This window comes from Salinisphaera dokdonensis CL-ES53 (genome assembly GCF_040361215.1).
GTDB lineage: Bacteria > Pseudomonadota > Gammaproteobacteria > Nevskiales > Salinisphaeraceae > Salinisphaera > Salinisphaera dokdonensis.
In genome coordinates this window covers 312,689-338,929 of sequence record NZ_APND01000001.1, presented here as the reverse complement: position 1 = coordinate 338,929, position 26,241 = coordinate 312,689, and the positions used below count along the sequence as shown (strand labels likewise).

Genomic DNA, 26,241 nt, shown 5'->3' with positions numbered 1-26,241 from the left:
AATTGCTAAAAACCCGTCCACGGGTGGCGAAAAATGCGATCAGTTCCGGTATACTGCCGCGTCTTTCAACGCCCCCGTGGCCTCCAAGAACGCTATTAGAGACTGACCATGAGCAACATCATCGACGAACTGGAAGCCGAGCAGCAGAACGGCAAGAACATTCCGGATTTCTCGGCCGGCGATATGGTGGTCGTGCAGGTTCGCGTGAAGGAAGGCGAGCGTGAGCGTCTGCAGGCATTCGAAGGCGTCGTGATCGCCAAGCGCAACCGCGGCCTCAACTCCGCCTTCACGGTGCGCAAGATCTCGCACGGCGAAGGCGTGGAGCGCGTTTTCCAGACCTTCTCCCCGAACGTGGCCGAGATCAAGGTGCTGCGTCGTGGCGATGTGCGTCGCGCCAAGCTCTACTTCCTGCGCGAGCGCAGCGGCAAGTCGGCTCGAATCAAGGAAAAGCTCTAAGCGCTTTCCCCAGCCCGCGGCAGCCGCCGCGCGCAAACGAAAACGGCGCCCTGGAGGCGCCGTTTTTGTGTCTGACATTTATATCTGGGGTTCATAGCCCCGCGATCTTATTTCGGCAATTGGCGTACCGCACCGACCATGCGTTGTTGCCAGAAGTCGTCGTCGGTATCGAACAGGGCCACGCCGCTCTTGGCGCCGAAGCCCGGACTGGCCATCAGCATCTCGCCGTCCCGCATGTAGAGGCCGACCACAAGCGTGTCCTCGCCGCGGCCATCCTCGACACGGAAGAACAGCAGGTCGGCCGGCTGGGCGGCCGTGAGCTCGATCGGCTTGCCGGAGTCGAGTTGGGCCTGGGTTGCGCGCGGTAGTGACGTGCCAGCGCTGCGGTAAGCGTAGTGGGTCAGACCACTGTCGTCGAAGGCCTTCGGGCCGCTTGCGCCGGCGCGATAGGGCGAGCCGAGCGTTTCCAGGGCCTTGGCGGCGATGGCGCTGCGGCTGTCAGTGGTGGGCGCGATGAGCGCCTCGCGATCCGGGGCGCTGCTACAGGCGGCCAGAAAGAGGGTGGCCGCAATCGAAAGGCAGAGTGCGCGGGCAGTGCGCGCGATAGGGCGTCGAATTGTCATCGCCCAATCATGCCTCAAGCACGGCGTGCGCTACCAGCGCCCACCGTGCCCGAAGCATCGGCAATGTCAGACTCAGACTTCGCGATGCGCGACCTGGCTTTCGACATGCGCTTCGCGAGCAGTGTCGTCTTCGGTGAGCGCGTCGAGATACTTCTCGGCGTCGAGCGCAGCCATGCAGCCGGTGCCGGCCGAGGTGATCGCCTGGCGATAGACATGGTCCATCACGTCGCCGGCGGCGAACACGCCGGGCTTACTGGTCGCTGTGGCGTTGCCCTGACTGCCGCTTTGCACCTTGATATAGCCGCCGGCCATGTCGAGCTGGCCTTCGAATATATCGGTGTTCGGCTTGTGGCCGATGGCGATGAAGATGCCGTCGACGTCCAGCTCCTGGGTCTCGCCGCTGGTCTTGTGCTTGATACGACCGCCGGTCACGCCCATCTCGTCGCCGAGGACTTCGTCGAGTTCGTGATCCCAAATGATCGAGACGTTGCCGTTGGCGGCCTTATCGAACAGCTTGTCGGCCAGGATCTTCTCGCCGCGGAACTTGTCGCGCCGATGCACGACGGTGACATGGGCGGCAAGGTTCGACAGATACAACGCCTCCTCGAGCGCAGTGTTGCCACCGCCGACTACCGCGACGTTCTTGTTCTTGTAGAAGAAGCCGTCGCAGGTGGCGCAGGCCGATATGCCCTTGCCCATGAATGCGGTTTCGGATTCCAGGCCGATATAGCGAGCGGTCGCACCCGTGGCAATGATCAGTGCGTCGCAGGTGTAGACGCCTCGATCGCCTTCGAGGCGATAGGGCGGCTTCGACAGATCCGTCGTATGAATATGGTCGAACAGGACTTCGGTGTCGAAGCGCTTGGCGTGTTCTTCCATGCGCTGCATGAGGCCGGGGCCCTGCAGGCCTTCGACATCACCAGGCCAATTATCCACGTCGGTGGTGGTCATGAGCTGGCCGCCCTGTTCCATGCCGGTGATCAGCACCGGCTCCAGATTGGCACGTGCGGCGTATACCGCAGCGGTGTAGCCGGCCGGCCCCGATCCGAGAATGATCAGGCGGTGATGAACTACGTTGTCCTGGGCGTCTTTGCTCATGGTCGATCCTGGCGCAAAATAGGCGGTATAGATGGCTTTTGATGCGGCGTCCGACCGCCGAATTCAAGTCGCGACGGTTCACGCGAGCGGCTACACTGCCACGCGTCGCGCGTGTTTGCATCCATCGTCAGTCCCTGTCCGACCACGCCGGTTCGTGCCGCCGTGGTGGACGCCCATGGAGTTGTTGTGGCCAAGAAACCTTCCCTGATTCGTCGTCTCTTTCGCGGTATCTGGCGCACGATCGTCACGTTGTATGCCGTACTGCTTATCGTGATGCTGCTGGTGGTGCCGGTGGGGTTGTACTTCGCCTTTTTCAGCGGCCCGAGCATGGTGGTGGAGAAGGACACGGCCTTGGTCTGGGCGCCCACTGGGGATCTGGTGGAGCAACACAGCCGCGGCGTTGGCAATCTGGTCGGTTCGTTGGTCACCGAGCCGCAGCGCCAATCGGTCGTACGCGATCTGATCGAGGCGCTCGACCGGGCGGCCGACGACGATCGCATCAAACTGGCCTTTCTCAAGCTCGACGAACTCGGCGGGGCCCAGCCCGGCCAGGTGCAGGACCTGGTCGCGGCCATCGATCGCTTCAAGCAGTCGGGCAAGCCCGTCGTTGCTTGGTCGCCGTCTTACGGCCAGTCGCAATACGCGCTGGCCAGCCATGCAGACACGGTCTACATGGATCCTTTCGGCTATGTCTTCATCCCTGGTTACGGCGTGTTTCGCAACTATTACAAGGACGCGATCGACAAGCTCGGTGTGGAAATCAACGTGTTCCGCGTGGGCGAGTACAAATCCTATGTCGAGCCCTTCACGCGCAACGACATGTCGCCCCAGGCCCGGGCTGCGAACCAGACCTGGATGAACTCGCTCTGGCAGATCTATCGCGAGCAGGTCAGTGCGCCGCGTGATTATCAGGCCCAGCACATCAGCGACTATATCGACGGCTTCCCGCAGGCCCTGTCCCGCGCCGGCGGTGATGCGGCGCGCGTCGCCGCGGATGCCGGACTGGTCGACGAAGTGGCCTCGCTGGCCGATGTGCGCGACGCCATGCGCGAGCAGGTCGGCAGCGATGAATCGCACGGTAGCTTCCGCCAGATTCATCATGTCGAATATCTGAATGCGACCGATGCCGAGCAGCCCGCCCCGCGCACCGAAAGCCGTATCGCGACCGTCGTCGTCGAGGGGGCGATCGTTGACGGCGAAAGCGTGCCCGGCCAGGCCGGCGGCGACACCATTGCGCGCATGATCGCCAATGCCCGCCGTGATGATCATGTGGCCGCCGTACTGTTACGCGTCAACTCGCCCGGCGGCTCCGTCACGGCATCGGAACGGATCCGCGAGCAGGTTGCGGCAACCCGCGAAGCCGGCAAGCCGGTGGTCGTGTCGATGGCCGGCGTGGCGGCCTCCGGCGGTTACTGGATCGCCATGAATGCCGACGAGATCTGGGCCGAGCCGTCGACGATCACGGGTTCGATCGGCATCTTCGGCATCGTGCCCACTTTCTCCAAGCCGTTGGAGGATCTGGGCATCCACACGGACGGTGTCGGCACCACGGCGCTGTCGGGCGCGATGCGTCTGGACAAGCCGTTGTCCGAGCCGGTGAAAATGATGCTTCAGGCCGGCGTCGAGCACGGCTACGACCAGTTCGTTGGTCGCGTCGCCGAAGCACGCGACATGCAGGAAGATGCCGTACGCCGCATTGCCGAAGGTCGCGTCTGGAGCGGCGCGGATGCCGAACGGATCGGTCTGGTCGACAAGCTGGGCGGCTACGTGGAGGCCGAGAAGGCGACCGCGAAGCTTGCCGGGCTGGGTGAAGGGGATTACGCGATCGAACTCATGCAGCCGCCGGCAGACTGGCGCACTGCGATCCGCGAATTCCTGTCTTCGCATGTCGAATCTGCGCTGGTGCCAGACTGGTTTGCACAGGTTGGCGACGCCTCGGCGCTCGACTGGCTACGCAACGGTATGAACGACCCGCGGCATCTCTATGCCCATTGTTTCTGTGCGCTGGACACCGGCGCGCCCGCCGGGCGCAGCGTGGTCGCGCCGCAACAATCCGTGGAGTGAATCATGGGACTTCTCGTTGAAGGTCAATGGAAAGACCAGTGGTACGACACCGAGTCCACCGGCGGTAAATTCGTACGCGAATCCGCTGGTTTTCGTGACTGGGTGACGCCCAACCCGGAGGCCCGCTTTGCAGCTGAAGCCGGCCGCTATCATTTGTACGTCTCCCTGGCCTGTCCCTGGGCGCATCGCACGCTCATCCTGCGCAAGCTCAAGGGCCTGGAAGAAGTGGTCGACGTGTCGATCGTCGACCCGTATATGGGCGAGTGGGGATGGAGCTTCTCCGACGCGCCGGGCGCGATACCGGATCGCCTTTACGGCTTCGACCATCTGTTTGAGCTTTACCAGAAGGCGGCCAGCGGTTATACGGGCCGCGTCACCACGCCGACGCTTTGGGACCGCAAGCACGAGACCATCGTGTCGAACGAGTCGGCGGATATCGTGCGCATGTTCAATAGCGCCTTCGACGGGCTGGCCGCACATCCCGAACGGGATTATTACCCCGAGCCGCTGCGCCACGATATCGATGCGATCAACGAGCGGGTCTATCACGACGTGAACAACGGCGTGTACAAGGCCGGCTTCGCCACCACCCAGGAGGCCTACGAAGAAGCCTTCGAGACGCTTTTCGCCACGCTGGACTGGCTCGACAGTCGGCTGGCCGAGCAGCGCTATCTCGCCGGCAATCGCGTGACCGAGGCCGATTGGCGACTGTTCGTGACGCTGGTGCGTTTCGATCCGGTGTATGTGGGCCACTTCAAATGCAATCTGCGCCGAATCGCCGACTACCCGCATCTGTCAGGTTATCTGCGCGAGCTGTATCAGATGCCGGGCATTGCGGACACGACCAACTTCGACCATATCAAGCAGCACTATTACCGCAGTCACGGCACGATCAATCCGACGGGCATCGTGCCGGTGGGGCCGGCACTGGACCTGTATGCGCCGCATGGGCGCGAGGCCGTCGGTCTTTAAGCGCTTCGGGTGAGCTGTCGTTAGCGTGCGGCCTGTTGCCGCGCCTTGTCGAGCGCGCGCTGCAGGCGCAATGGTTCGTTGGTGAAGATCCATTCGATCCCGCGCGCGATCTCGCGCATCAGCACGCCAGGCCGGCTGACGAAACCTGCGCCCACAAACGGACGTGCAGCCTGAAGTGCGCGGATTTGTCGCCGGCGCATCAAAAGATGTGGTCCGGCGAGTCCGGCGCAGTCGTGGGTCAGCGCCCAGTCGTGAAGCCGGCCGAGATTGAGCTTTGCGACGGGCAGATGGCAGGCAGCGGGCAACGCTGCTGCGGCCTCGAACAGCGTCATGTCCAACGACAGCACGTGGAACTCCCGGACCGGCTCCAGCACGCCGAGGCTATCCGTCATGCGTTGTTCGGCGCGTGCGCTGCCGCGCGTCTTGAGTTCGGCCATAAAATGACAGCGCCCGGCATAGCGTGCGATGAAATCGCCCAGATGGGGCAGGTGTGGCGCGCGTCGACGCAGCGTCTGCCAGGGCGTTTCGGCGACCACGTCGGGTAGACCGAAAACGCGTTCGAGGTCTGCATCGTGCACGACGACCGGCTCATCGTCTCGCGTGTAGCGGATATCGAACTCCAGCGCCGTCACTCCTGCGGCGACTACCGGGTCGAAAGCAGCAAAGGTGTTTTCCTGCACGTTCACGTCGTCGCGTTCACCGCGGTGGGCGACGATCCTCGCCGCGGCCAGACGATCCGGCGTCGGTTTTGCGTGCGGCCAGCAGGCAAGCGCCAGCTCGGCGGTGTGGGACAATAGATGTTCTACGCGAGAATTCACGGACTTATCGGCTGGGTGCGGGCCCGCGCAGTATAGACGCTGCAACCGCATTACAGGTCGTCGGAAAGGAGCGCATCGTCTCGGCATGAAAAGAGCAACCCGTCTCGTCCACGCAGGCCGCGATCCCGCGGCCCAGCAGGGCATGGTCAATCCGCCCGTCTATCATGCGTCCACGGTGATCTTCGAATCGCTCGATGCGCTCGAGAAGGCGTCGAAGAACCCGTTCGAGGGCATGTACTACGGGCGCAACGGCACGCCGGTACAGTTTGCGTTCGAGTCGGCGGTTGCCGAGATGGAAGGTGCATTCGGCGCCGTGACTACGTGCTCAGGGCTAGCCGCGATCACGGCCGCCCTCATGAGCGTGGCCGAGCAGGGCGCGCATTTTCTGGTGACCGACAACGTCTACGGGCCGACGCGCAAACTCTGCGACGGACTGCTGCGCCGGCTCGGTGTCACCACCGAGTATTTCGACCCCACGTTGTCGGCCGACGCGCTGGAAGAACGCATCACGCCGGCCACGCGCGTGCTGTTTCTCGAGGCACCGGGCTCGCTGACGTTTGAGATCAGCGATGTGCCGGCACTGGCCGAGATGGCGCATCGGCACGACGTGACGGTGATGGCCGACAACACCTGGGCGACGCCGCTGTATTTCAACGCGCTCGAGCATGGTGTGGACGTGTCCATCCATGCGGCGACCAAGTACCTGGTTGGCCATGCGGACGCGATGCTGGGTGTGATCAATTGCAACGAGGCCCACTACATGGCGGTGCGCAAAAGCGCTGCCGGCATGGGTTATTGCGCCGGTCCCGACGATATCTATCTCGGCCTGCGCGGTCTGCGCACGCTCGGCCAGCGCCTGCCGACGCATGAAACCACAGCGCTTGCGCTCGCCGACTGGCTGGCCGCACAGCCCGAGATCGCTCGGGTTCTTCATCCCGCGCGTGCCGATCATCCGCAGCACGATCTGTTCGTGCGCGACTTCGCCGGGTCGAGCGGATTGTTCGCCGTTGTGCTCAAGCCGGTGGGTCGTGGCGGTCTGGCCGCGATGCTCGATAAGCTCGAGCTCTTCGGCATGGGGTTTTCGTGGGGCGGCTATGAAAGCCTGATTCTCGCAGTCGACCCGAGCCGCAGTCGTACAGCCACGGACTGGGGCGAGGACGGCCCGACGTTGCGCATCCATGCCGGGCTGGAGGATCCCCAGGACCTCATCGACGATCTCGCGGCCGGCCTGAAACGTCTGCACCGATGAAATGACCAGGGCGGCGTGCGGCACACTTTCGGCCGCACGCCGCGCAGTACGCTCTAGCGGGTTTTCATCCGCATCGAGAAATCGGTCGCCTTGATGTGCTTGGTGAGGCCGCCGATGGAGATGCGATCCACGCCGGTGTCCGCGATCTCACGGACATTGCGCAGATTGATATCGCCCGAGGCCTCGATGACGATATCGCGCCGGAAGCGGCGACGGTGTGCGTCGGCCATGTTTACGGCGCGGGCGAGGACATGGCTGGGCAAATTATCGAGCAGCACGCCGTCGATGCCCGCTTCCAGCGCCTGTTCCAGTTCCTCGAGCGTTTCAATCTCGACCTGCACGAACAGGCCCTCGGCGGTTTCACGCGCGCGTTGGACCGCCGTGCCGATGGAGCCCGCGGCAAGGATGTGGTTTTCCTTGATCAGGATGGCATCAAACAGGCCGAATCGATGGTTGATGCCGCCGCCGCAGCGCACCGCGTAACGCTGCGCGCTGCGCAGGCCGGGTAAGGTCTTGCGGGTGTCGATGATCTGGGTATTGGTGCCCTTGACGCGTTCGACGAAATCAAAGGTCGAACTCGCCACGCCGCTTAGCAGTTGCAGGAAATTGAGCGCGGTGCGCTCGCCGGTGAGCAGTGCTCGAACCGGGCCTTCAACGTGGCAGATAGGCGTATTCGAACGGATGCGCTGGCCGTCGCTGTAGGCCCACTCGACCGAGACGCTGGAGTCCAGAGCGGCAAAGACCTGCTCGAACCAGGGCGAGCCGGCGAGAATGGCGTTTTCTCGAACGATGACACTGGCACTGGCGCGCAGGCCCTCGTCGACCAACGCTGCATTGCGGTCACCGTCGCCTACATCCTCGGCCAATGCCCGTTCCACGGTGGGGCCGATATCTGCGGGCAGCGTCAAATCTGCTGTCGGCATACGCTCTTCCTGCCTAAGTGAACCGGCAGGCAGTATAGGTCATAACTTCCCACGGTCGATGCGGCTCAGGTGCGCGCCAGACGCAGGCCGGCAAACACATGGCGGTGCGTCGGCGGGTAGAAGTTGCGAAACCCGGGCCGGCGTACGTCGATCTCGGTATGGATACTCGCGCCGCGGGCAACGAAATGGGCGCCGTCGAACCAGGTGCGGGAGTAGCCGTCGTAGGGAAACGCCTTGAAGCCCGGGTAGGGGTAGAAGGCCTCGTCGCACCACTCCCAGACCTGTTCGCAGTCGAGGAGCACCCCCTGGCGGCGCGCGGCTTCCCATTCGATCTCGCGCGGCAGGCGTGCGTCGGCATAGCGGGCGTAGGCCCGTGCTTCGTACCAGCCGATGCCGTGCACTGGCGCGTTGGCGACGTCGTTATCGAGATCGGCCGGAATATCCCAGCCGTCGCCTGCGCGACGCCAATGCTGCGGATGCTCGACCGATTCAGCGACGCGCCAGGCCCAGCCGTCTTGATCCCAGAATTCACGCTTCCGGTACCCACCTGCCTGAATGAACCCGAGCCACTGGGCGTTGGTGACACAGTGGGGCGCGATGCCGAACGCATCCAGATGCGTCGAGAAGGACGGCTGCTCGTTGTCGTAGGCGGCGATGTCGTCCGTACCGATGGCTACCATGCCCGCATCGACGGTCGCCATCGGCGTATCCGGTGAGGCCGCGACGATACCGCTGGGCGTGGTCGATTCTGTGCGTGCCAGCAGAAGCTGGGCGCGAGCGAGACGCATGGTTTCGAGGTGTTGGGCATAGTGCTGACGAAGGAACGCCGCGAGATAGCCGTCTTCAAGTAGCGGATGATCGATTTCTGCGGCGCGGCGCCAGTACATGTCGTTCGCCGCGCTGATCTCGGCAGCCCACGCCCGCAACGACGCTGCATCCGGCAGAAGGCCGCTGCGTTCATCCTTGGCACAGACTTCGGGCACGTAGAGTTCGCGCCAGTCGTCGGTCACGCTACGGTCGCCGAAGACGCGTTCGGCCAGCCAGTAGGTCTCCATGAAGAACACGTGGCCGACATGCCAGAGCATGGGGCTGAGTTCCGGATGGCTTTGTGCACGCTGCTCAGCGGCAGACAATCCGTCGAGCATGGCCAGGCTCGTCCGGCGTAACTGCGACAACCGGCTGGGGGCGTTCTGCGTCATAACTTTTCTCTGACCGGCGCGGCGCCGGCTTTCACCACGAGTAATTCGCCAGACTCTACGCGCTGCCAACCGTTCTGGTTGTCGAACGCTTCCGAGCCAATGGCGACGCCGCCGTGCCAGTTCGCGTGGTAGTAGAGCGAGGGCGCGTCGCCGTGCAGTGCGTCGCGTGTGGCGACCACTTGATGGCCGTCGCTGACGATCACGTTGAGCAGGGCGCGCACGTCGGTCGTTTCGGCCAGCCATTCGCGTACGAGTGCGAGCGCGGCGCGCACCCGCTCGGCAAGCGTGCCGCGTTGCTGGCGGATGAGCGCGAACAGGTATTCGGAATCGGTATTGCCGTTAATGGAGATCTCGATCTCGGGATCGAGAGCGGCCCGCACGCGTGCGCGGAGGGTGTGCGCGAATCGGTCGATGAAGCCGTTGTGCGTGAACAGCAGGTCATCGTCGTGGAACGGCTGGGTGTTGGCGTAGTCCGTCCCCAGCCCGGCGGTCGCGCTGCGAACGTTTGCCAGCCACACGCCAGAGCGCAGGCTGCGGGCGAGGGCTTCGAGATTGACGTCGGCCCAGATCGGCAGGATCTGGCGATAGACAGCGGGACGGCGCTGGTCGTCGAGCCAGGCTGCGCCCCAGCCATCTGCATTGACCGTGGCGCTGACCATCTCCTGCGCGGCCCAGGATTGGTGGGCGAGGCCATGCGGTGGATCACACACCAACTCGCCGAGGGTAAGCGAAGGACCGATGAAACCGGCGATTCGGCACATCCGTAAATGTCCGGGATATGAGGATTACTAGGCGATGATAACCTTCGCTGGCAACACGCCCAATCGGCCCGATGCGCGGGTCTGCTGACATGCGAAATCTCGAGAATGCGGCGCGCCTGACCAGCGCCGCCGTCGCGCCGGCGACGCCGGTGTCGACCCTGGCCGAGGATGTCCACGCCGGTCTGTTGTCGCGGCCACGCTCCTTGCCGCCGAAGTATTTCTACGACGATCGCGGCTCCGAATTGTTCGAGGCGATCTGTCGTACGCGCGAGTATTACCCGTCGCGTACCGAGGCAGCGCTGCTGGCCGCACACGGGCGCGAGATCATCGAATACGCGCGCTGCGATCACATGCTTGAACTCGGCAGCGGGAGTTCACGCAAGACGCGCCACCTGCTGGACGCCTGCGACGCGCTCGGCCATGCGTGCAGTTATTGGCCCTTCGACGTGTCCGCACAGATGATGCTGGATGCCGGCGCTGCGCTGGTGCACGACTACGAGTGGCTGTCCGTGCATGCGCTGATCGGCGACTACACCGGTGGTCTGGATAACCTGCCGCTGCCATCGAGCGGGCGTCGTCTGATCGTGTTTCTCGGCGGCACGCTGGGCAATTTCGAGCCAGGCCCGGCGCAGCAGATGCTCGAGCAGATCGCCTCTCTGATGCGCGACGACGACCAACTGCTGCTCGGCGTGGACCGAGTCAAGGACAGCGCCACGCTTGAGGCCGCCTATGACGACGCCGAAGGAATCACGGCCGAGTTCAATCGCAACGTGCTGCGCGTGCTCAACCGCGAGCTGGGCGCGGACTTTCCCGTCGACAGCTATCGCCATCGTGCGGTGTTCGATCGCGAGCACAATCGGATCGAAATGCGTCTGGGTGCTCAGAAAGCGCATCGAGTGACATTACCGACGCTGGATACGGCCATTGATATGGACGCCGGCGAGGAGATCGTCACCGAGTTCAGCCACAAGTTCACGCCGGGATCGCTCGCGGCGATGCTGCAGGCTGCGGGCCTCGAGGTGAATCGCCACTTCGAGGCTGACGGCGGCGCCTATTCTCTGGTGCTGGCGGGCCGCCAGAGCTGAGAAAAGCTCTGACTGACGGCCCGATCGCGACTATATAGGGTGACGTGCCGCTAGTCGGTCAGCAGGTCCAGAAGCAGCGCCTTCTGGGCGTGCAGGCGGTTTTCAGCCTCGTCCCAGACCACGCTGTTGGGGCCGTCGATCACTTCCGCGCTGACTTCCTCGCCGCGATGGGCGGGTAGGCAGTGCATGAACAGGGCATCGTCCTTGGCCCAGCTCATCAATGCCTTGTTGACCTGGAAGTTGGCGAAATCCGCGAGGCGCACTTCGCGATCGTCCTCGTCGCCCATGCTGGCCCAGACGTCGGTGACCACGAGATCGGCGCCGTCGGCGGCCTGAGGCGCGTCGTCGCAAATCACGGCGCGCTCGCTGCAGGTCTTCAGGATCTGCGGGTTCGGGCCGTAGCCCTCGGGTGTGGCGATACGCAGATCGAAGCCGAGCAGGCGTGCGGCCAGCAGATAGGAATGGCACATATTGTTGCCGTCGCCGATCCAGGCCACGGTCTTGCCGGCGATATCGCCGCGGTGTTCCTGGAACGTCTGCAAGTCGGCCAGCAGCTGGCAGGGATGCAGACGATCGGTCAGGCCGTTGATCACCGGCACGCTGGAATAGGCCGCGAAGCGCTCCAGCGTTTCGTGCGAGTGGTTGCGAATCATCACCGCGTCGACCATGCGCGAGATAACGCGCGCGGTGTCCTCGACCGGTTCGCCGCGCCCGATCTGGGTGTCCTGCGGAGACAGGAACAACGCGTGCCCGCCGAGCTGCGTCATGCCGGCTTCAAACGACACGCGCGTACGTGTCGAGGCTTTCTCGAACAGCATGGCCAGCGTGCGCCCGGCGAGCGGCGGGTGCTTGGGCGGCTTGCGCTTGAGCGCGATCGAATTGTCGATAACGCGCCGGATACCGTCGGCATCCAGATCGTCGAGGCTGAGGAAATGTCGCAGGGTCATGGTCAGTTAGCTTGCGTTGTTTGAGTTGTCGTCATGTTCTCGATGAGGTGACACACGCCGTCGACCAGCCGTTCCACTTCGGCCGGTCCGATGATCAGCGGCGGCAGCAGTCGGATGACCGACCCTGCCGTGACGTTGAGCAGAATGCCTTGGTCGCGCGCGGCGTTGACCAGCTCGGCGCAGGGCTCGGTGAGTTCGATGCCGATCATCAATCCCGCGCCGCGAATTTCCACGACATGATCGAGTTCGCCGACGCGCGCGTCGATCTGCTCGCAGATGGAATCGCCCATCGCCTGAGCGTGTGAGAGCAGGCCGTCCTTTTCGATGGTTCCAAGCACGGCAAGGGCGGCGCGGCAGGCCAGCGGATTGCCGCCAAAGGTCGATCCATGGCTGCCGGGGCCGAACAGTTCGCGCGCCGCACCCGCGACCACGGCCGCGCCAATGGGCACGCCGCCGCCCAGGCCCTTGGCCAGACACATGACGTCGGGCGTGATGCCTGCAGCCTGATGGGCGAACCAGTGGCCGGTGCGGCCGACGCCGGTTTGCACCTCGTCCAACATCATCAGCCAGTTGCGCTCGTCGCAGAGCTCGCGCAGCGCCGGCAGGAAAGCGGTCGGCGGCACGCGGACGCCACCTTCGCCCTGAATGGGCTCGACGTGCACGGCAGCGATATTGCGATCCGTAAGTTCGGCGATCGCATCGATATCCCCATAGGGCACGCGGATGAAGCCTTCAGGCATCGGCTCGAAGCCTTTCTGGGCGCTCGCGTTGCCGGTGGCGGCCAGGGCGGCGAGGGTGCGACCGTGAAAGGCGCTGTCCATCACCACGACAACCGGCGTGTCGATACCGCGATTGTGGCCGTGCAGGCGCGCGAGCTTGATCGCGGCCTCGTTGGCCTCGCTGCCGCTGTTGCCGAAGAACACGGCGTCCATGCCCGAGAGTTCGCACAGTCGGTCGGCGAGATGGGTCTGCACGTCGATCTCGTAGAGATTCGATGTGTGCAACAGCTTGCTGGCCTGGTCGGTGATCGCTTCGATCAGCGCCGGGTGGGAATGCCCGAGTGCGTTGACCGCGATGCCGGACAGCGCGTCTAGATAGCGCTCGCCGTGGCTGTCGTAAAGCCAGGCACCGTCGCCGCGTTCGAATGCCACGGGCTGGCGCTTGTAGGTTGGAATCAGATGCATGTTGGCCATGAGGCGTCCTGAACGGGAATTGATCCACGACCACAGATGGTTGCCGTGAAAACAGACATCCCAAACGAAAAACGGCCCCGCCGCAATGCGACGGGGCCGTATTCTAGCGCAAACGGGCGCGGTCTTAGCCGACCTGCTCGTCGTAGCGCTTGGCGATGCCGTCCCAGTTGACGACGTTCCACCAGGCATCCACGTATTCCGGTTTGCGGTTCTGGTACTTCAGGTAGAAGGCGTGCTCCCACACGTCCAGACCCATGACCGGCTTACCGGATTCGGACACCACGTCCATGATCGGGTTGTCCTGATTCTGGGTGGATACGATCTTGAGCTGGTTGCCCTGCGGCACCAACCAGACGAAGCCCGAACCGAACAGGCCGGTGGCCGCGGTCGTGAACTGCTCCTTGAAGTCATCGAAGGAGCCGAAGCTCGAATCGATCGCGGTGCCGAGGCCGCCCGTGGGCTTGCCGCCGCCGCTCGGGGACATGCTGTCCCAGAACAGGATGTGGTTGAAGTAGCCGCCACCCTGGTTGCGAACGCCCGGGCCGTGCTGGCCGGCTTTCGAAAGAATCGTCTCGAGATCCTGATCTTCGAGTTCCGTGCCTTCGATGGCCTTCTTGAATTTGGTCAGATAGGCGTTGTGATGCTTTTCGTAGTGGATCTCCATCGTACGACCGTCGATATACGGTTCGAGCGCGTCGTAGTCATACGGAAGATCGGGCAGTTCAAATGCCATGTCATATCCCTTGTATTGAGATGAGTGAACCTACGCCGACTACTTATATAAGGATTACCCAGCGATTTTCAAAGCGGGAGCATTGAACTACGGGTATTTACGGACGCTCGATCGGTGTCGTGACGCTGATCTTTCACGGGTGGATTGCTAGACTCGCCGGCATGAACAATCGTGCTTCGAAAGCCCCGGCAGACGCCATCGAGCTGGCTATCTTCGCCAGCCGGATCACCGCGGTCTGCGAGGAGATGGGGGCGAGCCTGGCGCAGGCCGCGTTCTCGCCGAATATTCGCGACCGGCTGGATTATTCCTGCGCGGTATTCGATGCGCGCGGGCGCCTGTGTGCCCAGGCCGCGCATATCCCGGTACATCTGGGCAGCATGGCCTATGCCATGGCCGATATTGTCGCGGCGCGCGAATGGGAACCGGGGCAGATGATCGCGCTCAACGATCCCTACCTCGGCGGCACCCATCTGCCGGACGTGACCTTGATCGCGCCGCTGTTCGTGGGCGACGAGTTGGTCGCGTTTGTTGCCAACCGGGCGCACCACGCCGATATCGGCTCTGATTCACCGGGCTCGATGCCGTTGTCGAAGCATCTCGACGAGGAGGGGCTGGTCATCGCCCCGGTGGCACTGGTCGATAACGACACGATCGACGAATCCGTACTCGGCGACTGGTTGCAGCATCTGCGCAACCCGCCGATTGCGCGCGGCGATTTCAGCGCCCAGATCGCGGCCAATCGTATTGGCCTGCGGCGGCTCTCGGCGTTGATTGGCGAGGGCGAGGCCGCCGATGTGGGCGCTTTCGAAACACGTCTGGCCGAGTACAACGACTACGCCCGCAAGCTCGCCGCCAGCGCACTGCGCGAACTGCCGGACGGCACCTATCGCTTCACGGACGTGATGGACGACGACGGCCAGGGCAACAGCGATCTGGCGATCGCCTGTCGTATCGAGATCGAGAAAGGCCATGTGCGCGTGGATTTTGCCGGCAGCGCCGACGAGACTGCCGGTAACGTGAACTGTCCACTGTCGGTTACCGCGGCCGGCGCGCTCTATGTCTTTCGCTGTTTGATGCCGGCGCAGGTCCCCGCATGTGCGGGCGCGTTCGAAGACATCGAGATCAGCGCGCCCGATGGGTCGTTGCTCAACGCGCGGCATCCGCGTGCGGTGGCGGCAGGCAATGTCGAAACCAGCCAGCGCGTGGTCGATGCGGTGCTCGGTGCGCTGACCGAGGCCGTGGGTGAGCGTATCCCGGCCGCCAGCCACGGCAGCATGAACAACGTCGCGCTTGGCTCGCATCGCGCCGAGTCGCCCTGGGATTATTACGAAACCATGGGCGGCGGACTGGGCGCGGGGCCAAACCGCGATGGCGCGAGCGGCGTGCAGGCGCATATGACCAATACGCTGAACACGCCGGTGGAAGTGCTGGAGCGCCATTTTCCGCTGCGCATGCACCGCTATGCGCTGCGCCGGAACAGCGGCGGCGCCGGCGCACAGCGTGGCGGCGATGGCCTCGTGCGCGAGATCGAGTTTCTCGCCGAGGCGAGCTATACCGTGCTCGCCGAACGTCGCCGTCATGCGCCGTGGGCGCGTGCGGGCGGCGAACCTGGCCAGGCTGGCGAAAATCGGCTCGACGATGAAGTGCTGCCGCCCAAATGCACGGGCATTGCGCGAACCGGGCAGCGGTTGTCGATCGCTTCGGCCGGCGGTGGCGGTTACGGCAGGCGCGGATAACGAGTGCTCGACAGGCGCGTTATAATCGGCGCCAGCAAGAAGGTTTCACGAATAAAGGACATCGCGATGAGCGCCAAAGCAATGGAAGTCATCAAGAACGAAGTCGAGAACAACCCGATCGTGCTCTACATGAAGGGCACCCCGGACTTTCCGCAGTGCGGTTTCTCGGCCCGTAGCGCGGAAGCACTGAAGGCCTGCGGCGTGCCGTTCAAGGCCGTCAACGTGTTCGACGACGAAGAGATCTATCGCCAGGGCGTGAAGGTCTATTCCAACTGGCCGACGATCCCGCAGCTCTACGTCAACGGCGAACTGCTCGGCGGTTCCGACATCGTCATCGACATGTTCCAGTCGGGCGAGCTCAAGAGCCTGCTCGAGAACGCCGCCAACAACGGCTGAACCGAATCTTTACGCCGCCGGCCTTCCCGGCGGCGCTTTCGTTTGCGAGAAGTTATCAAGGAGTAGTGGCCCATGGCCTACAAGCACGTGCGCATGCCGGAAAGCGGTACCAAAATCACGGTCGAGAACGATCAGATGCATGTGCCGGACAACCCTATCCTCGGCTATATCGAGGGTGACGGTATCGGTCCGGATATCACCAAGGCCTGCATGCGCATCTGGGATGCGGCGGTGGAAAAAGCCTACGGCGGCGATCGCAAGATCCACTGGGCCGAGCTGTTCATGGGCGAGAAGGCGTCCAAGATCTATGACGGCGACTACTTTCCGGCCGAGTCGCTGGAAGCGATCAAGGAACTGTGGGTTGCGATCAAGGGCCCGTTGACCACGCCGGTTGGCGAGGGCTTTCGTTCGCTCAACGTGTCGCTGCGCCAAGAGCTGGATCTGTACGCCTGCGTTCGTCCCGTGCGTCATTACACCGGCGTGCCGTCGCCGCTGAAGGACCCGGGCAAGGTCGACGTGGTGATCTTTCGCGAAAACACCGAGGACGTCTACTGCGGCCTCGAGTATCAGTCCGGCACCGACGAAAACAAGAAGCTGGCCAAGTTTCTGAAAGAGGAAATGGGCGCCAACTTCTTCGATGATGCGGGCCTGGGCATCAAGCCGATCTCCGAGTTCGGCTCCAAGCGTCTCGTGCGCAAGGCGATCCAGTACGCGGTCGACAACGGCCGGGAATCGGTGACCCTGGTGCACAAGGGCAACATCATGAAGTTCACCGAGGGCGCGTTCCGTGCCTGGGGCTATGAAGTCGCCCGCGAGGAATTCGGCCACTGCACGATCACCGAGGACCAGCTGTACTCCGAGTACAATGGTCGTCAGCCGGAAGGCAAGATCGTGATCAAGGATCGTATCGCCGACATCATCTTCCAGCTCATGCTGCTGCGCCCGGATGATTTCGACGTGCTGGCCACGATGAACCTCAACGGCGATTACATCTCCGACGCCGCGGCGGCCGAGGTCGGCGGCATGGGCATCGCGCCCGGCGCGAACATGTCGGACAACATCGCCGTGTTCGAGGCCACCCACGGTACGGCGCCCAAGTACGCCGACAAGAACAAGGTCAATCCGGGTTCGCTGCTGTTCTCGGGCGTGAACATGCTCGAATACATCGGCTGGCAGGAAGCTGCCGATCTGATCAGCCTGGCGTATCCGGAAGTGCTTGCGGACGGCATCGTGACCTACGATTTCGCCCGCAACATGGAAGGCGCCACGGAAGTGGGCACCAGCCAGTTCGCCGACGCGCTGATCGAGCAGATCAACGGCGGTATCGATCTCGAGACCAAGCGCCAGCAGCGCAGCGACAAGCTCGCCCGCGAGCGCAAGCAGCGCGAGATCCGGCGTCTGCTCCAGCCCATGGAAGAGATGATGGCCAGCGGCCGCACGCCGACCTCCGTGTCGGATGTGATGACCCGCTCGCTGATCACCGTGACCGACGAGACCAGCGTGCACGACGCGATGCACGAGATGCGCAAGAACGAAGTGTCTTCGCTGGTGGTCGAGCAGAATGATTCGGGCGAGTGGGGCATCATGACCCGCCGCGATATCGTCACCAAGATCGTGCGCGACAACAAGTCGCCCACGGACATCACGGTTGGCCAGATCGCATCGCGCCCGGTCGTGACCGTGTCGCCGGACACGCAGCTGCGTGAGGCGGCCAACGTGATCGCCGAGAAGAACATCAGCCGTCTGCTGGTGGCCGGCAAGGACGGTGAGCTTCTGGGCATCACCACCGAGACCGATATCTTCGGCGCCATCGAGCAGTCGGGCTGGCTGCCCGAGGCCTGATGACGGTCGAGGTCAGCGAGATTCAGGCGGGCCACGTTTCGACGTGGCCCGCTTGTTTGTGGCTCGCATAATGGCTCCCTCGGGTGGTCGGCCGGAACGTGTCGGCATTCTGCTGATCGGTGACGAACTGCTCTCCGGCAAGCGCGTCGACAAGCACATGCCGAGCGTGATCGAGATTCTCGATGCCCGTGGCATGGAGTTGTCGTGGGCGCGCATGGTCGGCGACGATGCCGGTCTGCTCGAGGACACGCTGCGCCAGACTCTGGCTGGCAATGATGTCGTCTTCAGCTTCGGCGGCATCGGCGCCACGCCGGATGATCGCACTCGCCAGTGCGCGGCCTCTGCCGCGAATGTACCGCTGGAGTTCAATGCCGAAGGTACGCGCCTGCTGGAAGAGCGTTTCGGTGACAACGCCTACCCCAAGCGTATCCATATGGTCGAATGGCCGGTCGGCGCGCAGGTCATTCCCAACCCCGTGAACCAGGTACCGGGATTTTCTTTCGGCCATCATCACTTTGTACCCGGCTTCCCCAAGATGGCCTGGCCGATGGTGGAATGGGTGCTCGATACCCTTTACGCCGATCTGCACCGCGAAGAGCGCAACGTCGAACTGCTGATCGAAGCGCTCGATACGCCCGAAAGCGCGCTTATCGATCTCATGCAGCAGGTCATGGATGCACACCCGCAGGTGCGTATTGCCTGCCTGCCCAACGCCAGTGGCCAGCGTTCTATCGAATTTGGGGTACGGGGAGAGGCTATTGCGGCCGATAACGCGTACGAGGCGCTCGAAACAGCGCTCACCGAAGCGGGTGTTCCGCTCGGTCGGCGGTCGCGGCGGTAATCAAAGCCAACTCAAACGTCGATAAAGAACTGAATAAGGCTGTCTTTTTCGTTTCTCGGTGCTAGAGTCGAGGCCATCGCCTGGGGGGAGGCCGATTTGCAGCAGTCCAACGCAGAGTATTTCTCGCATCTGGTGCGCGCGCTGCGCTGCCGGGTTTCCCGTTATGCCTATTACGGTCTGGCGATTGCGCTTGCAGCTGTCGTTCTGGCAACCGTTGCGGCCGTGGTGCTCGCCGGCGATCCGCTGACTCTCTCCAGCATGTACGCCGCCCAGCGTGACAACGTGACGTTGCTGGCGATGGATGTGATGCCGTTCGTGTTCGCCTTCTGGGGCCAGTACGTGCACGTCATCCTCTCGCACGAGGCGGGCGCCATGGTGCTCGACGAGACGGAAAGCCTGCGTACAGACAAGGCTGCACTACAGGCCGAAGCCCGGCGTCTCGAAAATCATGATTCGCTGACCGGGCTGTGCAACCGCACGCATTTCATAGAGCAGTTGGAATCGAGTCTGGCCTCAGCGCATCTCAACCGGACGCGCGTCGGCATCATCGTGCTGGATCTCGATGGCTTCTCCGAGGTGAACGATCAGTTCGGTGCTGCCAATGGTGATCGCGTTCTCAAGAGCGTGGCACGGCGGCTGACCAATGCGGTCGAGGATTCCGCGATTCTGTTGGCACGCCTTGGTGGCGACAGTTTTGGCGTGCTGGTCGAGACCCTGCAGTCAAGCGAAATGCTGGAAAAACTGGGTCGGCGGATTCAGGAATCACTGGAGCCCCCGTGCGCGCTCGATCAGTTATCGCTCAACCTCGGGGCCAGCATTGGTGCGGCGGTCTACCCCGATAACGCGCGTGACGCCTATGCGCTGCTCAACGCCGCCGACGGCGCCATGCAGCACGCCAAGACCCGAGGGGGCGGCTTCGAACTGGTCAAGGCACGGCTGCCGCTCAAGGACGCCGAGATGCACAGTCTCAGCGCCGAACTGCGGGCCGCTATCGACAGCGAACAGCTGGTGCTGCATCTCCAGCCGCTGGTCGATATCCAGGCCGATCGCGTGCACGGCGTCGAGGCATTGGTGCGTTGGCAGCATCCGCGTCGTGGCATGATCATGCCCGGCGACTTCATTCCGCGCGCCGAACGCAGCGGGCTGATGCGCGACCTGTCCAACTGGGTCCTGCGCCGCGCGTTGCAGTACACATCGGAACTGCGTGCCGAGGGCTGGCCGCTGCGCATGTCGGTGAACCTGTCCGCACGTTCGCTGCTCGACCCCGATTTCCCCGATGTGCTCGCCGGCCTGCTGGCGGCCTACGAAGTGCCGAGCAAGTACCTGACCCTCGAGATCACCGAAGACACGCTGATGGCCGATCAACGCCGCACGCTGGATATCATCACCCGGGTGGCCAACATGGGTGTTCAGATCTCGATCGACGATTTCGGTACCGGCTATTCACAGCTTGCCTATCTAAAGCGTCTGCCGGCATCGGAAATCAAGATCGACCGCTCGTTCGTGACCGATATGCTGGTCTCGAAGACCGATCTGTCGATTGTTCAGGCTACGATTGGTCTCGGGCACGCGCTCGGGCTGCGTGCGGTCGCCGAGGGCATCGAGAACGAGAATCAGGCGGATCGTCTGCGGTTGCTCGGCTGCGACCTCATGCAGGGCTACTATATCGGCCGGCCAATGCCGGTCGACAAGCTCCGCGAGTGGCTCGAACAGTGGCATCTGCACCACGAGCCGCAGCCCACGACCATCCGGGTGGAGCCTTCGGAGTCGCCGCGCCTGAACTAGGGCCTGTTGCCGTTTTATACGAGCGCCGCGTTGGGGTCCGCAAATCGTGTCCTGCAAGGCGCGAGTCGCCGGTCGTGGCTAGCCACGATCAAGACTTGTAACGCCGCAGGGCGCCCATAGTTGTTTCTTCAAGGGCGGCCCAACCCTTCGGGACAAGCGCCCAAAAATGAATATACGTCGGCAATCCAGTGTTCTAGCACACTTGCGCGGAAGGACTGCGCGGCGCGTGCCACGCCTTGCCTTGCCGCAAAACAGCGCTTGGCGCGGACTCGTATGAAACGGCAACAGGCCCTAACGCTCGATCCGCGCTTCGAATTCGAAACGCTGGCCGAACTCGGGCGCGATGAAGTCTTCGGCAACGAGTCCGGCGTCCTCAACGGCTGTTGCAAGCGCGCGAGCAGGGGCCTGCTGGCCCTCGTCGCTGAGCTTGAAGGTACCAAAGTGGATGCCGATGCTCTGTTCTGCGCCCAGCGCCTGGTGTGCCGCGACCGCGTCGGCAGGGTTCATATGCTGTTGTTCCATGAACCAGCGTGGCTCGTAGGCCCCGATCGGGAGCAACGCAAGACGGGGTGCGCCCAGGCGCGCGGCAATGGCATCGAAATGCGGCGCCATACCGGTATCGCCCGCGAAATAGACCGCGCCGACCGGCGTGTTGATCCAGTAGCTGACCCAGAGCGTGCGGTTTCGGTCGAACACACCGCGGCGCGACCAGTGGCGTGCGGGCGCGGCGACCACGCTCAGTGCGGCCGGGAGGTCGACCGTGTCCCACCAGTCGGCCGTGACGACGCGGGTCGCGCCGGTATCGCGCAGCCATGACTCCAGGCCCAGTCCGGCGATGAACAGAGGGTCGAAGCGTTCCGCGAGGCGTGCGACGGTCGGCCGGTCCAGATGGTCGTAGTGGGCGTGGCTGATCAGCACCACGTCGATGGGCGGTAGATCCTCAAAGGCGACACCCGGCGGATGATAGCGGCGTGGCCCGAGCCATGAGAACGGGCTCGCACGCTCGGAAAAGATCGGGTCTGTGAGAATGTTTACGCCATCGCTCTGGATAAGCACGGTCGCATGATTGATCCAGGTCACGGTCAGCCCCTCCGTGACGCGCGCGGGCGGCGGCGCGGGCGGCGTGAAACCCTCCACGCGTTCCCAGGGATGATTGTCACGCGTGCGTATCCAGCGCAGCAGGTCGCCGAATTCGTGTTCGATCGGTTCGGCGTTATAAAAGCGTTCGCCGTCGAAGTGATCGCTCACCGGGCCCTTATAGCCATAGCTGCTACAGCCGGCGGTGGCGAGTGCCGCCGTAAGACCCACAAATACACGGTGTAGCGATGTTTTCATGCAGGTCGGACTCCTGAAAGATTCATCATGCCTGGCTTACGCGCGGTACGCGCTGGCGTAGCACGACGACGATCAATGCCGCTGCGATAACGCAGAGGCCGCCTACCGCGCTCAACAGGTCGGGGCGCTCCTGCCACACGACCCAGCCGATCAAGGCCGCGAAGATTACGGTGGTATAGATCAAGGCGCCGATATGGGCGGCAGGCGCCAACGCATAGGCGCGAGTGAGCAATAACTGGCCGCCCGCCGCAATCCCGCCGAGCCCGGCCAGGCCGAGCCACTGTGTAACGCTTGGTGTTTGCCAGTGGAGTGCCGCAGGTATGGCTGATACGAGTGTGCCGAGCACACTGAACCACAGCACGATGCGTACGGCGGGCTCGGTATCGGACATGCGACGGATCGCAGCCATGGACGTGGCCGCCAGTAGGCCTGCCGCCAGCCCCGCAATGCCGGCCGGGCCGGCCCAGCCCATACCGGGTTTCAGGATCAGCAGTACGCCGACGAAACCGATCAGCACCGCAGGATAGATACGCGCAGGCGGCCGTTCGCCGAGCCATGCCCAGGCAATGAAGGGTAGAAACAGCGGTTGGCTGTAGTTGAGCAGCACAGCGCTCGCCAACTGCATCTGCGATAGCGCGTAGAAGAAACAGTACATCGCCGCCAGACCGGTTGCGGCACGCAACAGGTGCATGCCGGGCCGGCGCGTCATGAATGATGCGCGGCGCCCGGGCATAAACGCGATCCATGGCAACAGCACAATCAATGCGAAGGCGTTGCGGAAGAACACGATGACCGGGTTGGGCAAGTCCGAACCGACGAGCTTCACCAGCGCGCTCACGATCGCGAAACAGGCTGCGCCGGCGACAGCGAGTGCTGCGCCGCGGCGCAGCTGATGCGTCATTGGCCGTTCGCGTCGTCGGTGTTGGCGGAAACCGGTGTGTCGTCGGCATTACCCCAGTCCGACCACGCGCCCGGGTAACCACGCACCTTGTCGAAGCCGAGATACTTGAGCACGAGATAGCTGTAGGACGAGCGCACGTGGCTCTGGCAGTAGTTCACGATCTCGCGATCGCTCTGGACATCATGACTGGCCACCAGTTCCAGCAGTTCGCTGCGTGGGCGCAGGCGACCGTTCGCGCCCTTGAGCAGATTCCAGTCGAGACTGACGGCGCCGGGAATATGCCCGCCGCGTGCACTGCGCACATCCTGGCCGGCATATTCGGCCGCGCTGCGCACATCGAGAAAGCCGGTGTCCGGATCGTCGAGATGCGTCTTGATCCATTCGCGATCGGCGATCCGCTCGGGCTGGCGCTCCACCGTGAAACGGCTGGCGCCGGCTTGCGGCGCGCCGTTTTCCAGCGGCAGTCCCGCCTGGTGCCAGGCGGCAAGGCCGCCATCCAGCAAGGAGATTGCGCTGTGGCCCATGGCGTCCAGCGTATACAGCAGACGCGCGGCCTGGCCGTCGCCGGCGCGGTCGTAGGCCACGATATGCGCGTCGTTGCGTAGCCCGGTATCGGAAAAGACATCGCGCAGGGCGTCGTCATCCGGCAGTAGGCCGGCGACGGGCGCGTCACTGGCGGTGAAGTCCGCCATGGTGATCTGCAGCGCGCCGGGAATATGCGCATTCGCATAGTCCGACGCACTGTCGACGGCGACGACCTGGATGTCCGGGGCGCCGAGACGCGCCTGAAGCGTCTCGGCGTCTACGAACAGTGGCAGCGACTCAGACATGCAGCCTCTCCGTCGGGGTCGAATAATCGGGCTAGACGCTTTCGCCGGCCAAGTAGAGCCAGGTGCTGACCACCGTGTCCGGGTTCAGCGACATGCTCTCGATTTCCTGATCCAGCAGCCATTTGGCCAGATCCGGGTAGTCGGACGGGCCCTGGCCGCAGATGCCGACATACTTGTTCTGCCGTTTGCAGGCCGCGATCGCTTTCTCGAGCATGACCTTGACCGCCGGATCGCGCTCGTCGAACAGATGCGAGATCAGCCCGGAGTCGCGATCGAGACCGAGCGAAAGCTGGGTCATGTCGTTGGAGCCGATCGAGAAGCCGTCGAAATATTCGAGGAACTCATCGGCGAGAATCGCGTTCGAGGGCAACTCGCACATCATGATGATCTTGAGATCGTCCTTGCCGCGCTCGAGGCCGTGCTGGGCAAGCAGCTCGCTCACACCCTTGGCCTCGCCGAGGGTGCGCACGAACGGGATCATGATCTGGACGTTCTTCAGGCCCATGTCGTTGCGCACGCGCTTGACGGCGGCCAGCTCGAGCTCGAAGCAGGGCGTGAAATCCTCGGCCAGATAACGCGAAGCACCGCGCCAGCCGATCATCGGGTTCTCTTCGTCCGGCTCGTAGCGCTCGCCGCCGATGAGGTTGGCGTATTCGTTGGACTTGAAGTCCGACAGGCGCACGATCACCGGTTTGGGCGAGAACGCGGCCGCGATCGTGGCAATGCCTTCGACCAGACGATCGATATAGAACTCGACCGGGCTGCTGTAGCCGGCGATATGCGCGTCGATGGTGCGCTTGAGATCCGCCGGCTGGTCGTCGTATTCGAGCAGCGCGCGCGGGTGCACGCCGATCTGGCGATTGATCACGAACTCCAGCCGCGCCAGGCCCACGCCGGCATTCGGCGTCATGGCGAAGTCGAAGGCACGATCGGGGTTGCCGACGTTCATCATGATCTTGGTGTCGATCTTCGGCATCTCGTCGAGCGAGACTTCGTCGACACGGAAGTCGATCTCGCCGTCATAGACATAGCCGGTGTCGCCTTCGGCACAGGACACGGTCACGGCCTTGCCGTCGGTGAGTTTTTCGGTGGCGTCGCCGGTGCCGACGACGGCCGCGATCCCAAGCTCACGCGCGATGATCGCCGCGTGGCAGGTACGCCCGCCGCGGTTGGTCACGATCGCCGAGGCACGCTTCATGACCGGTTCCCAGTCGGGGTCGGTCATGTCGGTGACCAGGATGTCCCCGGTCTGAACCTTGTTCATTTCCTTGATGGATTTGACGTTGCGGACCTTGCCCGAGCCAACGCGCTGGCCGATCGAGCGGCCTTCGACCAGCACCTCGCGGCCGGCCGAATCCAGCATGTAACGCTCAAGCGTGCCGCCACTGTTGGATTTAACCGTTTCCGGACGTGCCTGCAGGATGTACAGCTCGCCGGTTTCGCCGTCCTTGCCCCACTCGATATCCATCGGACGCCCGTAGTGGCGTTCGATGATCAGCGCCTGGGCGGCGAGTGCTTCGGCGTCGGTATCGGTGATCGAGAACTTGGCCTGCTCTTCGCTATCCACGTCGACGAATTCAGTCGTCTTGCCGTGGCTGCGATCGGCGGTGTAGACCATCTTGACGGCCTTGCCACCGTTTACGCGGCGCAGGATCGCCGGGCGCTTGGCGTCCACATTCGGCTTGTAGACATAGAACTCGTCGGGATTGACCGCGCCCTGAACCACGGCCTCGCCGAGGCCCCAGGAGCTGGTGATGAACACCACCTGGTCGAAACCGGATTCGGTATCGATCGTGAACATCACGCCCGACGCGCCGGTATCCGAGCGCACCATGCGCTGAATGCCCGCGGAAAGCGCGACCTGGCTGTGTTCAAAGCCCTGATGCACGCGGTAGGAGATGGCGCGGTCGTTGAACAGCGATGCGAACACGTCCTTGATCGCGAGCATGACGTTGTCGAGCCCGCGCACGTTCAGGAAGGTTTCCTGCTGGCCGGCAAACGAGGCGTCGGGCAGATCCTCGGCGGTGGCCGACGAGCGCACGGCCACGGAGATATCCGCGTTCTCGCCGGCGAGCTTCTCGAAGGATTCGCGGATCGCGTCCTCGAGCTCGGGCGGGAAGGGATGATCGATCACCCAGTTGCGGATCTTTTCGCCGGTTTCGACCAGGGCGTCCACGTCGTCGACGTCGAGCGCGTCCAGCGCGGCGTTGATGCGATCGGCAAGGCCGTCGTGAGCCAGAAACTGGCGGTAGGCGTCGGCCGTGGTGGCGAAGCCGTCGGGCACGTTGACGCCGGCATCGGCCAAGTGGCTGATCATCTCGCCGAGCGAGGCGTTCTTGCCGCCTACGGTCTCGACGTCATTCATTCCCAACTGGCTAAACCAGACAACGTGCGCGTTTTGCACAGATTTCGTCCTCACAGGGCAAACGTTCGAACGCGCAATTTTACACATTC

General features: G+C 63.4%; 23 protein-coding genes. 10 read left to right on the top strand and 13 right to left on the bottom strand.

The genetic code is table 11. The features are described 5' to 3' along the window. Positions 1–108 precede the first annotated feature (108 nt). Positions 109–456, top strand: a complete 348-nt coding sequence (gene rplS / locus SADO_RS01535) for a 50S ribosomal protein L19 (RefSeq protein ID WP_353108633.1) — start codon at positions 109–111, stop codon at positions 454–456. 107 nt (positions 457–563) lie between these two features. Here the strand turns inward: rplS and SADO_RS01530 are convergent, their stop codons facing one another. Both SADO_RS01530 and trxB read right to left on the bottom strand, forming a co-directional pair. Next, on the bottom strand, positions 564–1,079 hold the full coding sequence (locus SADO_RS01530) for a C40 family peptidase (RefSeq protein ID WP_353108632.1): 516 nt from the start codon (positions 1,077–1,079) through the stop codon (positions 564–566). 72 nt (positions 1,080–1,151) lie between these two features. Beyond that, positions 1,152–2,177, bottom strand: coding sequence for a thioredoxin-disulfide reductase (trxB, locus tag SADO_RS01525; RefSeq protein ID WP_353108630.1), 1,026 nt, complete (start codon positions 2,175–2,177; stop codon positions 1,152–1,154). Positions 2,178–2,288: 111 nt separating this feature from the next. Between trxB and sppA the strand changes: the two genes are divergently transcribed. Further along, positions 2,289–4,241: a signal peptide peptidase SppA gene (gene sppA / locus SADO_RS01520; protein WP_353108628.1), complete on the top strand. Its 1,953-nt coding sequence runs from the start codon at positions 2,289–2,291 to the stop codon at positions 4,239–4,241. A gap of 3 nt (positions 4,242–4,244) precedes the next feature. Next, complete coding sequence (locus tag SADO_RS01515) at positions 4,245–5,213, top strand: glutathione S-transferase family protein (protein WP_353108626.1); 969 nt, start codon at positions 4,245–4,247, stop codon at positions 5,211–5,213. 20 nt (positions 5,214–5,233) lie between these two features. On the opposite strand, the gene SADO_RS01510 is transcribed toward SADO_RS01515, so the two are convergent. Further along, positions 5,234–6,031 (bottom strand): glycerophosphodiester phosphodiesterase, encoded by a 798-nt coding sequence (locus tag SADO_RS01510; protein WP_353108625.1) that lies wholly within the window; start codon positions 6,029–6,031, stop codon positions 5,234–5,236. An 85-nt stretch (positions 6,032–6,116) separates the two neighbouring features. Between SADO_RS01510 and metC the strand changes: the two genes are divergently transcribed. Beyond that, positions 6,117–7,280, top strand: coding sequence for a cystathionine beta-lyase (gene metC, locus SADO_RS01505; protein WP_353108624.1), 1,164 nt, complete (start codon positions 6,117–6,119; stop codon positions 7,278–7,280). Between the two features lie 53 nt (positions 7,281–7,333). On the opposite strand, the gene nadC is transcribed toward metC, so the two are convergent. From nadC to egtC, 3 genes are all read right to left on the bottom strand, one after another. Next, a complete protein-coding gene (nadC, locus tag SADO_RS01500; RefSeq protein ID WP_353108622.1) occupies positions 7,334–8,203 on the bottom strand; it encodes a carboxylating nicotinate-nucleotide diphosphorylase in 870 nt (289 codons plus the stop codon). 65 nt (positions 8,204–8,268) lie between these two features. Further along, a complete protein-coding gene (locus SADO_RS01495) occupies positions 8,269–9,402 on the bottom strand; it encodes an SUMF1/EgtB/PvdO family nonheme iron enzyme (RefSeq protein WP_353108620.1) in 1,134 nt (377 codons plus the stop codon). After that, positions 9,399–10,163 (bottom strand): ergothioneine biosynthesis protein EgtC, encoded by a 765-nt coding sequence (egtC, locus tag SADO_RS01490; protein WP_353108619.1) that lies wholly within the window; start codon positions 10,161–10,163, stop codon positions 9,399–9,401. Before egtC ends, SADO_RS01495 begins: the two co-directional genes overlap by 4 nt. Positions 10,164–10,252: 89 nt before the next feature. Here egtC and egtD point away from each other — a divergent pair, with 89 nt between their 5' ends. Next, a complete protein-coding gene (gene egtD / locus SADO_RS01485; RefSeq protein WP_353108618.1) occupies positions 10,253–11,248 on the top strand; it encodes an L-histidine N(alpha)-methyltransferase in 996 nt (331 codons plus the stop codon). A 50-nt stretch (positions 11,249–11,298) separates the two neighbouring features. Here the strand turns inward: egtD and argF are convergent, their stop codons facing one another. From argF to SADO_RS01470, 3 genes are all read right to left on the bottom strand, one after another. After that, complete coding sequence (gene argF, locus SADO_RS01480) at positions 11,299–12,195, bottom strand: ornithine carbamoyltransferase (RefSeq protein ID WP_353108617.1); 897 nt, start codon at positions 12,193–12,195, stop codon at positions 11,299–11,301. 2 nt (positions 12,196–12,197) lie between these two features. Next, on the bottom strand, positions 12,198–13,388 hold the full coding sequence (locus SADO_RS01475) for an acetylornithine transaminase (protein WP_353108615.1): 1,191 nt from the start codon (positions 13,386–13,388) through the stop codon (positions 12,198–12,200). Between the two features lie 124 nt (positions 13,389–13,512). After that, on the bottom strand, positions 13,513–14,121 hold the full coding sequence (locus SADO_RS01470) for a superoxide dismutase (RefSeq protein ID WP_353108613.1): 609 nt from the start codon (positions 14,119–14,121) through the stop codon (positions 13,513–13,515). 161 nt (positions 14,122–14,282) lie between these two features. Here SADO_RS01470 and SADO_RS01465 point away from each other — a divergent pair, with 161 nt between their 5' ends. The 5 genes from SADO_RS01465 to SADO_RS01445 all read left to right on the top strand — a co-directional run bounded on the left by SADO_RS01465 (position 14,283) and on the right by SADO_RS01445 (position 20,721). After that, entirely contained in the window at positions 14,283–15,857 is a 1,575-nt protein-coding gene (locus SADO_RS01465) for a hydantoinase B/oxoprolinase family protein (RefSeq protein WP_353108611.1), read from the top strand. Between the two features lie 66 nt (positions 15,858–15,923). Continuing rightward, positions 15,924–16,253 (top strand): Grx4 family monothiol glutaredoxin, encoded by a 330-nt coding sequence (gene grxD, locus SADO_RS01460; protein WP_353108609.1) that lies wholly within the window; start codon positions 15,924–15,926, stop codon positions 16,251–16,253. Positions 16,254–16,325: 72 nt separating this feature from the next. Continuing rightward, complete coding sequence (icd, locus tag SADO_RS01455) at positions 16,326–18,095, top strand: isocitrate dehydrogenase (NADP(+)) (protein WP_353108607.1); 1,770 nt, start codon at positions 16,326–16,328, stop codon at positions 18,093–18,095. A gap of 70 nt (positions 18,096–18,165) precedes the next feature. After that, positions 18,166–18,936 (top strand): competence/damage-inducible protein A, encoded by a 771-nt coding sequence (locus tag SADO_RS01450; protein WP_353108605.1) that lies wholly within the window; start codon positions 18,166–18,168, stop codon positions 18,934–18,936. Positions 18,937–19,032: 96 nt separating this feature from the next. Further along, positions 19,033–20,721 carry a putative bifunctional diguanylate cyclase/phosphodiesterase gene (locus tag SADO_RS01445; RefSeq protein ID WP_353108603.1) on the top strand — a complete coding sequence of 563 codons (1,689 nt, stop codon included), beginning with the start codon at positions 19,033–19,035 and terminating at the stop codon, positions 20,719–20,721. Positions 20,722–21,012: 291 nt separating this feature from the next. Here SADO_RS01445 and SADO_RS01440 read toward each other — a convergent pair whose 3' ends face one another. From SADO_RS01440 to ppsA, 4 genes are read right to left on the bottom strand one after another with little or no spacing between them, the layout of a single operon-like run. After that, positions 21,013–22,056, bottom strand: coding sequence for an MBL fold metallo-hydrolase (locus SADO_RS01440; RefSeq protein ID WP_353108601.1), 1,044 nt, complete (start codon positions 22,054–22,056; stop codon positions 21,013–21,015). Between the two features lie 25 nt (positions 22,057–22,081). Further along, positions 22,082–22,957, bottom strand: coding sequence for a DMT family transporter (locus tag SADO_RS01435; RefSeq protein WP_353108600.1), 876 nt, complete (start codon positions 22,955–22,957; stop codon positions 22,082–22,084). Beyond that, complete coding sequence (locus tag SADO_RS01430) at positions 22,954–23,787, bottom strand: sulfurtransferase (protein WP_353108598.1); 834 nt, start codon at positions 23,785–23,787, stop codon at positions 22,954–22,956. The genes SADO_RS01435 and SADO_RS01430 overlap by 4 nt, the downstream gene beginning before the upstream one ends. A 31-nt stretch (positions 23,788–23,818) precedes the next feature. Continuing rightward, positions 23,819–26,239, bottom strand: coding sequence for a phosphoenolpyruvate synthase (ppsA, locus tag SADO_RS01425; protein WP_353108597.1), 2,421 nt, complete (start codon positions 26,237–26,239; stop codon positions 23,819–23,821). Positions 26,240–26,241: the final 2 nt, after the last annotated feature.

What these genes read in the sequence shown, in the direction of transcription:
- rplS (WP_353108633.1), top strand. Translation starts at nt 109, where the DNA reads ATGAGCAACATCATCGACGAACTGGAAGCCGAGCAGCAGAACGGCAAG.
- SADO_RS01530 (WP_353108632.1), bottom strand. Translation starts at nt 1,079, where the DNA reads ATGACAATTCGACGCCCTATCGCGCGCACTGCCCGCGCACTCTGCCTT.
- trxB (WP_353108630.1), bottom strand. Translation starts at nt 2,177, where the DNA reads ATGAGCAAAGACGCCCAGGACAACGTAGTTCATCACCGCCTGATCATT.
- SADO_RS01515 (WP_353108626.1), top strand. Translation starts at nt 4,245, where the DNA reads ATGGGACTTCTCGTTGAAGGTCAATGGAAAGACCAGTGGTACGACACC.
- metC (WP_353108624.1), top strand. Translation starts at nt 6,117, where the DNA reads ATGAAAAGAGCAACCCGTCTCGTCCACGCAGGCCGCGATCCCGCGGCC.
- nadC (WP_353108622.1), bottom strand. Translation starts at nt 8,203, where the DNA reads ATGCCGACAGCAGATTTGACGCTGCCCGCAGATATCGGCCCCACCGTG.
- SADO_RS01495 (WP_353108620.1), bottom strand. Translation starts at nt 9,402, where the DNA reads ATGACGCAGAACGCCCCCAGCCGGTTGTCGCAGTTACGCCGGACGAGC.
- egtC (WP_353108619.1), bottom strand. Translation starts at nt 10,163, where the DNA reads ATGTGCCGAATCGCCGGTTTCATCGGTCCTTCGCTTACCCTCGGCGAG.
- egtD (WP_353108618.1), top strand. Translation starts at nt 10,253, where the DNA reads ATGCGAAATCTCGAGAATGCGGCGCGCCTGACCAGCGCCGCCGTCGCG.
- argF (WP_353108617.1), bottom strand. Translation starts at nt 12,195, where the DNA reads ATGACCCTGCGACATTTCCTCAGCCTCGACGATCTGGATGCCGACGGT.
- SADO_RS01475 (WP_353108615.1), bottom strand. Translation starts at nt 13,388, where the DNA reads ATGGCCAACATGCATCTGATTCCAACCTACAAGCGCCAGCCCGTGGCA.
- SADO_RS01470 (WP_353108613.1), bottom strand. Translation starts at nt 14,121, where the DNA reads ATGGCATTTGAACTGCCCGATCTTCCGTATGACTACGACGCGCTCGAA.
- SADO_RS01465 (WP_353108611.1), top strand. Translation starts at nt 14,283, where the DNA reads ATGAACAATCGTGCTTCGAAAGCCCCGGCAGACGCCATCGAGCTGGCT.
- grxD (WP_353108609.1), top strand. Translation starts at nt 15,924, where the DNA reads ATGAGCGCCAAAGCAATGGAAGTCATCAAGAACGAAGTCGAGAACAAC.
- icd (WP_353108607.1), top strand. Translation starts at nt 16,326, where the DNA reads ATGGCCTACAAGCACGTGCGCATGCCGGAAAGCGGTACCAAAATCACG.
- SADO_RS01450 (WP_353108605.1), top strand. Translation starts at nt 18,166, where the DNA reads ATGGCTCCCTCGGGTGGTCGGCCGGAACGTGTCGGCATTCTGCTGATC.
- SADO_RS01440 (WP_353108601.1), bottom strand. Translation starts at nt 22,056, where the DNA reads ATGAAAACATCGCTACACCGTGTATTTGTGGGTCTTACGGCGGCACTC.
- SADO_RS01435 (WP_353108600.1), bottom strand. Translation starts at nt 22,957, where the DNA reads ATGACGCATCAGCTGCGCCGCGGCGCAGCACTCGCTGTCGCCGGCGCA.
- SADO_RS01430 (WP_353108598.1), bottom strand. Translation starts at nt 23,787, where the DNA reads ATGTCTGAGTCGCTGCCACTGTTCGTAGACGCCGAGACGCTTCAGGCG.
- ppsA (WP_353108597.1), bottom strand. Translation starts at nt 26,239, where the DNA reads ATGTGTAAAATTGCGCGTTCGAACGTTTGCCCTGTGAGGACGAAATCT.